General features: G+C 52.3%; 14 protein-coding genes. 12 read left to right on the forward strand and 2 right to left on the reverse strand.

Annotated elements, in window-relative coordinates; genetic code table 11:
* Positions 1-4: 4 nt before the first annotated feature.
* The 6 genes from FPZ49_RS27585 (at position 5) to gndA (ending at position 7,015) form a co-directional block, all read left to right on the forward strand.
* A complete protein-coding gene (locus FPZ49_RS27585; protein WP_144853270.1) occupies positions 5-601 on the forward strand; it encodes a hypothetical protein in 597 nt (198 codons plus the stop codon).
* Positions 602-848: 247 nt separating this feature from the next.
* Positions 849-1,865 (forward strand): LacI family DNA-binding transcriptional regulator, encoded by a 1,017-nt coding sequence (locus FPZ49_RS27590; RefSeq protein ID WP_144853273.1) that lies wholly within the window; start codon positions 849-851, stop codon positions 1,863-1,865.
* Entirely contained in the window at positions 1,865-3,139 is a 1,275-nt protein-coding gene (locus FPZ49_RS27595) for a lactate racemase domain-containing protein (RefSeq protein WP_144853275.1), read from the forward strand. Before FPZ49_RS27590 ends, FPZ49_RS27595 begins: the two co-directional genes overlap by 1 nt.
* 1 nt (position 3,140) lies before the next feature.
* Positions 3,141-4,700 (forward strand): gluconokinase, encoded by a 1,560-nt coding sequence (gntK, locus tag FPZ49_RS27600; protein WP_144853277.1) that lies wholly within the window; start codon positions 3,141-3,143, stop codon positions 4,698-4,700.
* Between the two features lie 83 nt (positions 4,701-4,783).
* Entirely contained in the window at positions 4,784-5,551 is a 768-nt protein-coding gene (locus FPZ49_RS27605; protein ID WP_186446138.1) for an SDR family oxidoreductase, read from the forward strand.
* A gap of 51 nt (positions 5,552-5,602) precedes the next feature.
* On the forward strand, positions 5,603-7,015 hold the full coding sequence (gene gndA / locus FPZ49_RS27610; protein WP_144853281.1) for an NADP-dependent phosphogluconate dehydrogenase: 1,413 nt from the start codon (positions 5,603-5,605) through the stop codon (positions 7,013-7,015).
* Here gndA and FPZ49_RS27615 read toward each other — a convergent pair.
* Positions 7,012-7,353: a hypothetical protein gene (locus tag FPZ49_RS27615; protein WP_261381653.1), complete on the reverse strand. Its 342-nt coding sequence runs from the start codon at positions 7,351-7,353 to the stop codon at positions 7,012-7,014. The genes gndA and FPZ49_RS27615 overlap by 4 nt on opposite strands.
* 188 nt (positions 7,354-7,541) lie before the next feature.
* Between FPZ49_RS27615 and FPZ49_RS27620 the strand changes: the two genes are divergently transcribed.
* A complete protein-coding gene (locus tag FPZ49_RS27620) occupies positions 7,542-8,057 on the forward strand; it encodes a shikimate kinase (RefSeq protein WP_144853283.1) in 516 nt (171 codons plus the stop codon).
* Here the strand turns inward: FPZ49_RS27620 and FPZ49_RS27625 are convergent.
* Positions 8,054-8,347, reverse strand: coding sequence for a rhodanese-like domain-containing protein (locus tag FPZ49_RS27625; RefSeq protein ID WP_144853286.1), 294 nt, complete (start codon positions 8,345-8,347; stop codon positions 8,054-8,056). The two genes, FPZ49_RS27620 and FPZ49_RS27625, sit on opposite strands and share 4 nt — an antisense overlap.
* A 217-nt stretch (positions 8,348-8,564) precedes the next feature.
* On the opposite strand from FPZ49_RS27625, the gene aroA reads away from it, so the two are divergent.
* The 5 genes from aroA to FPZ49_RS27650 all read left to right on the forward strand — a co-directional run bounded on the left by aroA (position 8,565) and on the right by FPZ49_RS27650 (position 12,676).
* On the forward strand, positions 8,565-9,860 hold the full coding sequence (aroA, locus tag FPZ49_RS27630) for a 3-phosphoshikimate 1-carboxyvinyltransferase (protein WP_144853288.1): 1,296 nt from the start codon (positions 8,565-8,567) through the stop codon (positions 9,858-9,860).
* A gap of 42 nt (positions 9,861-9,902) precedes the next feature.
* A complete protein-coding gene (locus tag FPZ49_RS27635; RefSeq protein ID WP_186446137.1) occupies positions 9,903-10,766 on the forward strand; it encodes a C39 family peptidase in 864 nt (287 codons plus the stop codon).
* 21 nt (positions 10,767-10,787) lie between these two features.
* Complete coding sequence (locus tag FPZ49_RS27640; protein ID WP_144853290.1) at positions 10,788-11,216, forward strand: CoA-binding protein; 429 nt, start codon at positions 10,788-10,790, stop codon at positions 11,214-11,216.
* Between the two features lies 1 nt (position 11,217).
* Positions 11,218-11,877, forward strand: coding sequence for a thiamine phosphate synthase (gene thiE, locus FPZ49_RS27645; RefSeq protein ID WP_144853292.1), 660 nt, complete (start codon positions 11,218-11,220; stop codon positions 11,875-11,877).
* A 109-nt stretch (positions 11,878-11,986) separates the two neighbouring features.
* On the forward strand, positions 11,987-12,676 hold the full coding sequence (locus tag FPZ49_RS27650) for a hypothetical protein (RefSeq protein WP_144853294.1): 690 nt from the start codon (positions 11,987-11,989) through the stop codon (positions 12,674-12,676).
* Positions 12,677-12,837: the final 161 nt, after the last annotated feature.

Genomic DNA, 12,837 nt, shown 5'->3' on the forward strand with positions numbered 1-12,837 from the left:
TGCCGTGAGTAAAAGTCATGAAGTGGAATATTGCAACCTTGAATTGCGATTTGACCGTCGGCTAATCCGTAACTTCATCAAAACGCTTATCCAAGAAGGGTATTCTCTGTACTGGAACGAGAACGATCAACAATTTATCGTTTCCATTCGAACGGGCCGAAAGCTTGTGAAGCTCAAATTCCAACGCATAGGCGAACGATATAAGATTGTCGGCAACTATTCCTTTAAGGATGAGAAATTAGCGGAGCTTATGGAAAAGATGATCGGCGATACACGCGGACACGCGGTTGTCAAACGGTTTAAGGATCGTCAAATCTTGATTGAAAACATCATGTTCGGAGAAATCATCCGCATGGTGGAAATTTCGGGCGTCGAGCACAAGGTTTTGTTTCAAAAGGAACCGGTGGTGACTGTGGAAGAAATGATGCAAGCTTTTCGCTCCAAGCGTCCGGACGAACGGATTCCGGTGCTGCGGCTGGAGCTGGATTATGAGCTCGCCACTCTGCATGATGCCATTCAAGCGGGGGATCGCGAGACCACACAAAAATGCAAAGAGCGCTTAAAGGAGCTAAGGCATGAAATGTTGCTTCTCGAAATGTAATCGAATATGGCCTTGTGCCAGAGAATAAGCGGTCTGTGACATTGTGCACAGGCCGCTTTTTTGTGGAATAAGAAAAGACAACGGTCATGAAGTTGCCTGCGGGCTTCGAGTGGGGTAAACTGGTTTTGGAACCTGAATTCGCCCGAAAGATGCAGCTGCAAAAAAGGTCAGAATTCCGAGAATCCGGCAAGAAAAGAGCGTTGTTAACGTGTGCAGCTCTATGATATGATGATTCAGAGGTGGTAGGATGAGCAGCGTTACGATTAAAGATATAGCTAAACTTGCCGGCGTCTCGCATACGACTGTATCCCGAGCGCTGAACGACAGCCCGCTCATCAATCCGGAAACGAAGGAACGGATCAAGGCGATTGCCGACAGCCTGAATTATGCGCCGAATTACAGTGCGCGGAGCCTGGTGCTGGATCGATCTTATAATTTTGGCTTATTTTTCTCCACCCTGCATAAGGGGACTTCCGCCGGGTTCTTGTATGAGGCCATCAAGGGCGTCAACGATGTGATTAAGGATCAGTTCAACCTGATTGTTCGCGGGATTGACGACTATAAGAGCTTTCACAACGTGAACCGCAAAAGCTTCGACGGCTTGATCGTCATGAGCCAGAGCGCGAGCGATCAGCCCTTTATCGAATATGCGGCGCAGATCGATATTCCGCTGGTCGTGCTGAACCGGCCGCTGGATTCGGTCAAGGTGATGAACCTGGTGCCCGATGACCAGAGCGGAGCGTTCCGCGTAGTAGAGCACTTGATCAGCCGAGGTCATCGCGATATAGCGATCATCGAAGGGAAGGCCGGCTTTAAATCGACCGAAGCCCGCCGAGACGGATTCCGTGAGGCGATGAGCCGGTATGAGGTACCGGTTCGCGATGAATGGATCGTGCGAGGCAATTACGACTTGGAAAGCGGCCATGCCGGCATGATCGTGCTGCTGGATTTACCTGAGCGGCCGACAGCGGTATTTTGCTCCAATGACGACATGGCGCTGGGCGCGATTAAGGCAGTTACCGAGCGAGGACTGCGCGTGCCGGAGGATATTTCGGTGGTCGGCTTTGATGACCATTTGTTCTCCAGCTTTATGACGCCGGCATTGACGACCGTACGCAGGCCGATTGAAGAGATCAGCCGGGTCGGGGCGATGAAGCTGTTGTCTTTTATCGAGAAAAAACAGGTTGAGAAATCGACCGTTTACTTTCATACGGAGCTGGTCATTCGAGACTCCGTCAAAACGATTACAGGAGGCACAAACTGATGAGCGTTAGCGTTATTAGAGAAGTCTTGAAAGATATCCCGATCCCGCAAATGGTGCGCATCCGTCAAAAGTTTGACGGAACGAAGCTGGAGAACCCGACCGCCGTGCTGGAGCAAGAGCTCAAGAAGCCGGGTACGATCGACACGATCAAGCCGGGCCAGCAGGTTGCGGTAGCTGTGGGCAGCCGCGGGGTAGCGAATATCGCCGCCTTCACCAAAACGACGATCGATGCCATTAAGCAAGCCGGCGCACATCCGTTTATCGTTCCTTGCATGGGCAGCCATGGCGGCGCGACTGCGGAAGGGCAAAGAGAAGTGCTGCATCATCTCGGCGTCACGGAAGAAGCGATGGGCGCGCCGATCCGCTCCTCCATGGAAGTCATTAAGATCGATGAGCTCCCGAACGGCTTGCCTGTTTACGTGGATAAGTACGCATCGGAAGCGGATGCTATCGTCGTCATAAACCGCGTGAAGCCGCACACAGCGTTCCGCGGACGGATCGAGAGCGGCATCATGAAGATGATCTCCATCGGCTTGGGCAAGCAAAAGGGCGCGGAGGCGTGCCATCAGCTCGGCTTCAAGTATATGGCGGAGAATGTACCGGCTATGGCCAAAATCATGATGGAGAAGCTGCCGATCGTGTTCGGCGTGGCGCTTGTCGAGAATGCATTCGATGAAACTTGTATTGTAGAAGTGCTTCCGGCGGCTCAAGTGGAAGAGCGGGAAGAGAAGCTGCTGGAAATCGCGAAGGCGCGTCTGCCGAAAATTTTGTTCGATCAAATCGACGTTCTCGTCATTGACTACATCGGCAAAAACATCAGCGGCGACGGCATGGACCCGAACATTACCGGCCGTTATCCAACGCCTTATGCGCACGGTGGACCAGAAGTGTCCAAGATGATTGTACTGGACTTGACGCCGGAATCGCACGGCAACGCTAACGGTGTGGGCACAGCGGATTTCACGACCCAGCGACTGGTAAATAAAACGAACTGGGAAGGCACCTACATGAACGGCTTGACCTCCACGGTTTGTGCACCTACCAAGCAGGCGACAACGCTTGAAAATGATTATTATGCGATCAAGGCGGCGGTTAAGACTTGCAACATTCTTGACTACACCAAATGCCGGATCGTCCGCATTCAAGATACACTGCATCTGGGCGAGATCGAAATTTCCGTTAACCTGCTCGAGGAAGCGAAGCAGCACGCGGATATTGAAATTTTGACTGAGCCCTATGACCTGCCATTCAACAGCGAAGGGAATTTGAGATAACATGAGCGGTTCGTCCTCATCCAAGCCTTATATCATTGCAGCGGATATCGGTACCACCAGCACTAAGACGCTGGTGATCGACCGGAGCGGGCGTGTACTCGCATCGAGCTCGGTGGAGTATCCGCTGCATACACCAAGACCGGACATGGCTGAGCAGGAGCCGGATGAAATTTTTCAAGCGGTTCTGACGGCCATCCGCAACGTCATCAGCAAAGCAGCGATTCTGCCGGGGCAAGTGCTCTGCGTATCGTTCAGCTCGGCGATGCACAGCCTGATTGCTGTGGACCGGGATTTGAATCTGCTTACTCGCTGCATCACTTGGGCGGATAATCGAAGCGTCGGGTATGTCAAGAAGCTGAAAGAAGAGCACGGCGGACTTGAGATCTACAGGAATACCGGTACTCCGATCCATCCGATGTCGCCGCTTCTCAAGCTGATGTGGCTTCGCGATAACGAGCCGGAGCTTTTCGAGAAGGCTTATAAGTTTATCGGTATTAAAGAATACGTATTTGCCAAGCTTTTCGGTAAGCTGGTGATTGACCATTCCATCGCGAGCGCGACGGGCTTGTTTAACCTGCGGTCGCTGGAGTGGGACAAGCAGGCGCTCGAAACGTGCGGCGTACGCCCCGAGCAGCTCTCCGAGCCGGTTCCTACAACGCATGTGCTGGAAGGCATGCAAGCGCAGTACGCGGAAGCGATGGGACTTGCAGCCGATACCCCGTTTGTCGTCGGTGCATCGGATGGCGTGCTGGCCAACCTTGGCGTAGGCGCATTCGATCCAGGCATTTATGCGGTTACGATTGGAACGAGCGGCGCGGTCCGCGGCGTGGTGAAAGAGCCGTTCACCGATCCGCAAGGAAGACTGTTTTGCTACAACCTGATGGAAAACTTCTGGGTCGTCGGAGGCGCAATCAACAACGGAGGCATCATGTTCCGTTGGGTCCGCGATCAGCTGGCCACAGCGGAAGCGGAGGAAGGCCGCCGCAGAGGCATGGATCCGTACGATTATTTGACGGAGCTTGCCAAAGAAGTGCCTGCAGGCTCCGATGGCTTGATCTTCATGCCGCTCTTGGCCGGTGAACGCGCACCGTATTGGAATGCCAACGCACGCGGCGTTTTTTTCGGCCTGTCGCTGTACCATCAGAAGAAGCATATGATCCGCTCCGTGCTGGAAGGCGTCATGTACCGGATTCACTCGGTTGTTACCGCGCTGGAGGAGATGAACGGTCCGACGAAGGAAATTCGTGCATCCGGCGGCTTTGCCCGCTCGCCATTCTGGCTGCAGATGATGTCCGACGTATTGGGCTCCCCGGTCGCGGTTCCGAACACCATCGAGAGCTCCGGATTAGGCGCGGCGCAGCTCGGCATGCTGGCACTCGGCGAGATCAAAGACTTCACGTCCGTGCACAATTGGATGCATGTAGAGCAGTCGCTGCATACGGACAGCCGTAACCATGAAGTATACTTAGAGTTGACAAAAATTTATAATCGTGTGTACCATCAGTTGAAGGACGAGTTCGATGCGATCGCCGCGTTCCAGCAGGTCCACACGATTTCATAGCAACAGCTTCAAGGCAGCAGTACCTAAATGAAGTGCATTTTGCTGATGCAACTACTCTAAATAGGGGGACTAATACGATGGCTATGAATTTATTCGATTTGACAGGGAAAACGGCGGTAATTATCGGCGGTAACAGCACGCTTGGCGGAGCGATGGCGGTAGCTCTGGGTGGACACGGCGCAGATGTGGCGATCGTAGGCCGCAATGCGGAGAAGTCCGACGAGGTTGTGAAACGTATTCAAGAAGTGGGCGGCAACGCAAAGAGCTTCTCTGCAGATGCTACTAATGCAGAAGATCTTCAGAAGGTTCTGGCTGATGTTTTGGCTTGGACTGGCCGCTGCGACGTTCTCATGAACTGCCCTGGGAAAAACAGCGCAACGCCGTTCTTCGAAATTTCGATGGAAGAGTGGGACTCCATTATGGAGGTCAACTTGAAAAGCGTTGTGTTGGCGTGCCAAATTTTCGGGAAGCATATGGTGGAGAAAGGTGAAGGAGGCAGCATCATCAACATTTCCTCGGTTTCTTCCGATCCTCCGTTGTCCCGCGTATTCACATACTCCGCTTCCAAAGCGGCAGTGAACAACGTGACGAAATTCCTTGCGCGTGAGTTCGCACCGGCCCGCGTTCGTGTCAATGCGATCATTCCGGGCTTCTTCCCAGCGATCCAAAACCGCAGCATCCTGTCGCCGGAGCGGATTGAGTCGATCATGCGTCACACACCAATGAACCGCTTCGGTGAAGCGGAAGAGCTGCAAGGCGCAGCCGTATATCTGGCATCCGACAAGGCATCAAGCTTTGTAACGGGATCGCTGCTGAGAGTAGACGGCGGCTACGGCTCCATGACGATCTAGTTCACCCCATCAACACCCAATCAACCATACAAGAGAGGATGAGAAACCATAATGGCTAAACAACAAGTAGGCGTAATCGGACTTGCAGTCATGGGTAAAAACTTGGCTTTGAACATTGAGAGCAGAGGCTTCACGGTCTCCGTATACAATCGCTCCCGCGAGAAAACGGATGTACTTCTCTCCGAATCCCAAGGCAAAAACCTGGTAGGTACATACTCCATCGAGGAGTTCGTGGCATCGCTGGAATCCCCTCGTAAAATTTTGATCATGGTACAAGCCGGCCATCCGACAGATGATACGATTAACCAGCTGGTTCCGCATTTGGATAAAGGCGATATCATTATCGACGGCGGGAACGCTTATTTCCCTGACACACAGCGCCGCAACAAAGAGCTTGAGGCACATGGCCTCCGTTTCATCGGTACCGGCGTATCCGGCGGCGAAGAAGGCGCTCTGAAAGGGCCTGCAATCATGCCGGGCGGACAGCAGGATGCTTATGAGCTGGTGGCACCGATCCTGACGGCGATCTCCGCTAAGGTTAACGGCGATCCTTGCTGCACATACATCGGACCAGACGGTGCGGGCCACTATGTAAAAATGGTGCACAACGGCATCGAGTATGGCGACATGCAGCTGATTTGCGAAGCTTACCAACTGCTTAAGGACGTACTGGGCGTATCGACGGAAGAGCTTCACGAGATTTTTGCCGACTGGAACAAGGGCGAGCTTGACAGCTATCTGATCGAAATTACAACGGATATTTTCACCAAATATGATCCAGAAACCGGCAAGCCAATGGTTGATGTGATCTTGGATTCCGCCGGCCAAAAAGGGACAGGCAAATGGACCAGCCAAAGCGCGTTGGATCTCGGCGTGCCGCTGTCCATCATTACGGAGTCGGTATTCTCTCGCTTTATCTCGGCGATGAAGGAAGAGCGTGTTGCCGCCAGCAAAGTACTGAATGGCCCTAAACCGGCGGCATTTGAAGGAGATCGCAAGGCATTTATCGAAGCGGTCCGCAAAGCGCTGTACGCGAGCAAAATCTGCTCCTACGCTCAAGGCTTCGCACAAATGAGAGCGGCGAGTGAAGAGTACAACTGGGGTCTGGAGTACGGCAATATCGCGATGATCTTCCGCGGCGGCTGCATCATCCGTGCCCGCTTCCTCCAAAACATTAAGGATGCGTACGATCGCAATCCGGAGCTGAAGAACCTGCTGCTTGACGAGTACTTCAAGAGCATCGTAGAAAACTACCAGGATGCTTGGAGAACCGTGATTGCAACGGCGGTAACCCGCGGGGTTGCAGTACCGGCTTTCGCTTCCGCGTTGGCATACTACGATAGCTACCGTACAGAGCGTCTTCCAGCAAACCTGCTGCAAGCGCAGCGTGATTACTTTGGGGCGCACACCTTTAAACGCGTTGACAAAGAGGGGACGTTCCACTTCCAGTGGATGAACGACTAATTCGGTTTCCTCGACCGCACGGGTTTGGATGGATGGAGGCCGTAAGAAGCCTCTTGTACCCAAGCTTTTAACCGATCGGCCTCCTGATCGAAGCCGTTTCGGCGCTGGATCAGCATTAAGGCGATTTCAGCGAAATAGCGAAAATTTTGCAGCAAGCGTGGCTGGGAAAGATCCATTAACTGGGGGTCTTCCTCGGCCACCTTTTTTTTAATAAACTCCAGCATCCATATGATTTCTTCCTTGCACAGCGGACGAGCCGGATCCAGGATTTGTTCCAGCTTATGCTCAGTCAGATAGGTGCCTTGCATCTTGGTATGGGAGAGCGCAGATTGTAACATGGCCATGCTCCTTTCGAGTAGAGGTGTGTTATCATCATGACTGTTCTGACTGGAATTTATTCACATCCATCATATGATTTAGACAAACTTTCTATTCACGTAATGCAAGCTATGGTATGATAGGGGGAGTTTTACATCAGACCATATAGGGCTTATGACATATGTTTTTGTTGGGGGGTCAATGCAAGGTGAAGTACCGGAATCTTGTACTGGTAGGGTTGATGGGTACAGGTAAAAGCTCGGTGGGCCAGGCGCTAGCGGAGAAGCTGAAGTGGAGGTTTGTCGATACGGATGCGGCCATTGAAGCCGGCGAGGGGACGAGCATTAGCAGCATTTTTGCCGAACGGGGAGAGCCAGCTTTTCGGGCCATCGAGAGTAAGACCATTGAGTCTGCTATGCGAGGCGTCGATCAAGTGGTGGCAACGGGCGGCGGTGCCGTGCTGGCCGAGCAGAATCGGAGCTGGATGAAGGAAGGCGGGCTGGTTGTCGCTTTGACGGCTTCTGCAGACACCATCATTGAGCGAGTGAGCAAGGATACGAACCGGCCATTAGTTCAGGGGAATGTGGCGGAGCGTGTACATAAGATTATGGCGGAGCGGAAGCATGCCTATGATTTTGCCGATCTAATGATCGATACGACAGGACTGCCGGTTCAGGCGATCGTGGAACAAATCGAAGCGCGGCTGATGGCGGGAAAAGCTTAGAGCTTCTCCCATTCCAGCATGCCGCCAACCATGTTTTTAATGTTGGTTAATCCTTGTGCAGCCAAAAAGTCACAAGCTCTTCCACTGCGGTTGCCGCTGCGGCAAACCATGATGGTCTCGCCATTTTGCGGGATTTCGGCCAGACGCTCAGGGACCTGCATTAGAGGAATGTGCTTTGCGCCCGGAATCATGCCTTGGGCCACTTCTTCGTCTTCTCTGACATCAATGATGTCCAAGGTTTCACCATTCGCTAGACGCTGTTTAATTTCCGCTGGGGTTATCGTTTGCATGACGATCGTTCGTCCTCCTTCAGATCCGACCGGGACCCCGGTCAACTGCATTCATCATATGAGGATTTGCGCGGTCTGTCAAACGCCAAACGATGCGGTTGGACCTGAAGCAAGGAATACAAATCTGAGCCATAGAAGGGTTCAGACGAAATGTGTCGAATCATGTTAAGTTAGAGAGAGCGATTTTTGGATTAAGAATAAGGAGAGATACATAACGATGAAAGCTATTGTGAAACCGACAGGACGTTTGGAAGGTACAATTAACGCATTGTCTTCGAAAAACTACACGACCCGGTATTTGCTGATCGGCGCGCTCGCTGACGGTACGAGCACCGTTTATTATCCAGCACACAGCGAAGACAGCGATGCAATGCGCCGCTGCATCCGTGACCTTGGGGCAGTAGTGGAAGAAGACGATGTGAAAATGACGATCCGCGGCTTTGGCAGCCATCCAAAGCATGTGAGTGAGCTCAATGTCGGCAACGCAGGAGCGGTGCTTCGCTTTTTGATGTCGATCGCAGCGTTTTGTCCAGAGCTCACCTTCGTTAATACCTACCCGAATTCCCTTGGCAAAAGACCGCATAACGACCTGATCGACACCCTGCAGCAGATGGGCGTTGAAGTTGAGCATCAAGACGGCAAGCTGCCGATTACGATTCGCGGCGGTAAACCGCGCGGCGGCAAGCTGACGGTGTCCGGCAATGTAAGCTCGCAATTTTTGAGCTCCTTGTTGTTTATGACGCCATTATTGGAAGAAGACAGCGAGATTACGGTGCTCCATGATTTGAAATCGAAGGTCATCGTAGGCCAAACGCTCGAAGTCATTGCACAAGCCGGTATTAAAATTGAAGCATCCGAAGATTTGATGCATTATAAGATCCCTGGGCGCCAAAAGTACGCTCCTCAGGAGTATGTAGTTCAAGGGGACTATCCGGGATCGGCTGCGATCTTGGCGGCGGCTGCAGTGACGAACTCCGATGTGAAGGTGCTTCGTCTGTCGGAGAACAGCAAGCAGGGCGAGCGCGCGGTCGTGGATGTGCTCAAGGCGATGGGCGTTAACCTGACGCATGAGCATGATGTGGTTCATGTACAAGGGAATCAAACACTTCAAGCTGGGGAGTTTGACGGGGATCATTTTACCGATGCGGTACTCGCGATGGTTGCAGCGGCCGTGTTCGCGGAAGGAACCTCCCGTTTCTATAATGTAGAGAATTTGCGCTATAAAGAATGCGACCGGATTACGGACTACCTAAACGAGCTGCGCAAAGCAGGCGCGGACGTTGAAGAGCGCCAAAGCGAAATTATTATCCACGGTCGTCCTCAAGGCGTAACCGGCGGAGTGGAAATCAATGCGCATTATGACCATCGGGTCATTATGGCACTGACTGTGGTAGGTCTTCGCTCTGAGAAGGGTCTGATCATCAACGACGCACATCACGTGGCCAAGTCGTATCCGCAATATTTCGACCACTTGCTCTCGCTGGGGGCACAAATCGAGCTAGTACAAGACTAACAGCAAGACATCTAGAATGTGCAGTAAGGACGGTGATTTACCATGACCGTTTTATGGAAAGGCATGCAGGTGACCTTCGGATTGTTTCTCATCGGCGGACTGCTTTTTGCAAGCACGGTATTTGGTGTCCTGCTTTACGGCAAACTAACCGGACAGGATTGGTTTGGCGAGCCTGAGGTATTGAGTACGAATGTTGCTTACGCTGAAGATTCGCTGAATATAACTAAGAAGGCGGAGGTTAGCTCACCTGCGGCTCTAACCCCAGCACCGGCGCCTCAAGCCCCTGTCATGGAGAAAAAAAGCAGCATCGTGCTGGACGCTCCATTGGTTTTTCAAAAGCCGGAGCTGCCTTCAGGATGTGAGTTAACCAGCTTGACGATGCTGTTGAATTACTATGGTGTCAAGAAAACGAAGATGCAGCTTCTGCCGGAGATGAAGCGGGACACAACGCCGATTCGCTATAACAAGGATGGTTCGATCGCTTATTGGGGCAATCCGAATCTGGGGTTTGTAGGAGAGATTACCGGCTCCTCCAAAGGCTTCGGCATTTATCATACCGCTTTGATGGACCTGCTTCAAAAATATGTTCCATCGGCGGTCGATTTGAGCCGCGAGTCATTCAACAAGCTGGAGGATCAGCTCCTTGCAGGCTTTCCATCTGTCGTCTGGACGACCATTGATTACAATGTGCCGGACAACTGGGTGATCTGGGATTCTCCGATCGGCCCCATCCAAACGACCTTTATGGAGCACGCAGTGCTGCTGGTTGGCTTTGACGAGCAATTCGTATATGTGAACGATCCGTTGTCCGGCCGAAGCAAGCAAAAGATTGAGAAAGAGCGGTTTATCGCCACCTGGGAAGCGATGGGTCAACAAGCGCTCAGCTACACCCAGGCAGCCAAATAATTTTACAGGAGGTAGATTCAAATGCCGTTTGAAAATCCTTCGCGTGAGCATATCAAAGAAATTTTGCAGCGGACAACGACCGTGGCGGTAGTGGGCTTGTCCGATAAGCCGGACCGTGTATCCTACATGGTATCGGAAGCCATGCAAAAGAAAGGCTACCGGATTATTCCGGTAAATCCGATGGCCAAAGGATCTATTTTAGGTGAGACTGTGTACGCATCGCTTAGCGAGATCCCCGAGTCGGTAGACATTGTCAATGTATTCCGACGCAGCGAAGAAGTAGTTCCGGTCGCCGAAGAAGCGGTTAAGATCAAGGCTAAGGTGTTCTGGCTGCAGCAAGGCATATTTAATGAAGAAGCGGCAGATATCGCGAAAGCGGGCGGTTTGGAAGTCATCATGGATCGCTGCATTAAGGTGGAAGATTCCATCCTGCTGCCTGGAGGGAAGTAAGTTGTTTCGGACTCAAGTGCGTGACCGGCTGCCGGTTTATTTAGTAACTGATCTTTCGGATTATGAGGGAAGATCCGCTCTGGAGATCGTACGTGAGGCGCTCGAGGGCGGCGTTACGATCGTGCAGCTCCGGGAAAAGAAAGCCCAGCTTCGCCAAGTACTGCAAGAAGGAGCAGCGATTCGTCAGCTTTGCCGTGAATATGGCGTTCCTTTTGTGGTGAACGATCGGGTTGACCTTGCTATGCTCCTGGAGGCGGACGGTGTCCATGTCGGGCAGGACGACTTGCCTGGATCCGAAGCACGGAAGCTGCTAGGGAACGAGGCCATCATCGGTGTCTCCGCAGGGACGATGGAGGAAGCGGAGTGGGCGATGGCCCAGGGTGCGGATTATTTGGGGGTGGGAGCCATTTACTCGACCTTGACCAAAGGCGATGCTGGAGCGCCTATCGGGACCGGCCTGCTCGAGCAAATCCATGAACGCTGGCCTCACATCGGCATGGTCGGGATTGGCGGAATTCAAGCGGCGAATGCAGTGCAGGTAATTGAAGCCGGGGCGGATGGCGTTGCCGTCGTCTCAGCGATTACCAAGCATTCGCATCCGAGAGAGTCCGCACAGCAGCTCGCAGAAACGGTCCAATCCACCAAATCTCGGATGTCATAAAATAAATCCTCCTTGAAGACAATAAGAAAGGCTTTCGGGGGCAGGAGAATCTGGAATGAGCTCTCTTGCTGCCGAAGGACTTCTTATATGGTTCAGGGAGGATTTTTTCATGTACAATCAAACGAATTATCAAAGCAGCGGTAACCAAAATCAATACGGAGCAGCCGGGATGTCCAGTGCCCAATCCCGCAATCAGGCTTCGAGATACCAGCCGGTCGGATTCGTACAGTCCCACTATCAGCCGATAAATCAAACCAGCTCGTTTGGGGCAAGCCGGCAATATACCTCCGCTGCTCAAAATATAAGCTTCCAGAGTCAGCAAGCTCCCCAATCGTTCCATATGGCCAATTATCGGGGCGATCAGGCGGGTCATGATGCTTATAAGCGTTCCGACTCCTCCCAGCCAACGCAGCAAAGCCAATACGCGGCATTTAACAACACCGCTTCTTTTGCGACAACGGGATATGGCATGGGTACTAATAACCAATCGCAATCGCAATATAATCAGCAGCAGTTTAACCCGCAGCAATTTAACCAGCAGCAATACAATCAACAGCAAAGCAATCAGCAGCAGTTTAATCAATATGCCACACCGCAATCGTTCCATATGGCCAATTATCAAGGAGACCAGCAAGGACATGACGCTTATAAGCGCTCGGACTCCTCGCAGCCGACGCAGAGCCAATATGGGATGGGGGCTTCCCAATACCAATACGGTAGCATCAATAATCAAAGTCAATATATGAGTCCACAGTCCTTTCACACAGCGAATTATGGCATGAATCAGCGTCAGTTTTAATAGATCTGAACGGCGGGCCTTCCGGCCCGTCGTTTGTCTGTGCGCCTCACAGTCGCACAATCTAGGTGGTTCAAATCCACCCGGTAACTTTACCCTTTAAAGTGCCGTAGCCGAAGTAAAGGTCCGACCCTCCGGAGGAGGAAGGACTGACAGGGTGTCTC

It is taken from the genome of Paenibacillus cremeus (genome assembly GCF_007786445.1).
Classification (GTDB): Bacteria; Bacillota; Bacilli; order Paenibacillales; family NBRC-103111; genus Paenibacillus_G; species Paenibacillus_G cremeus.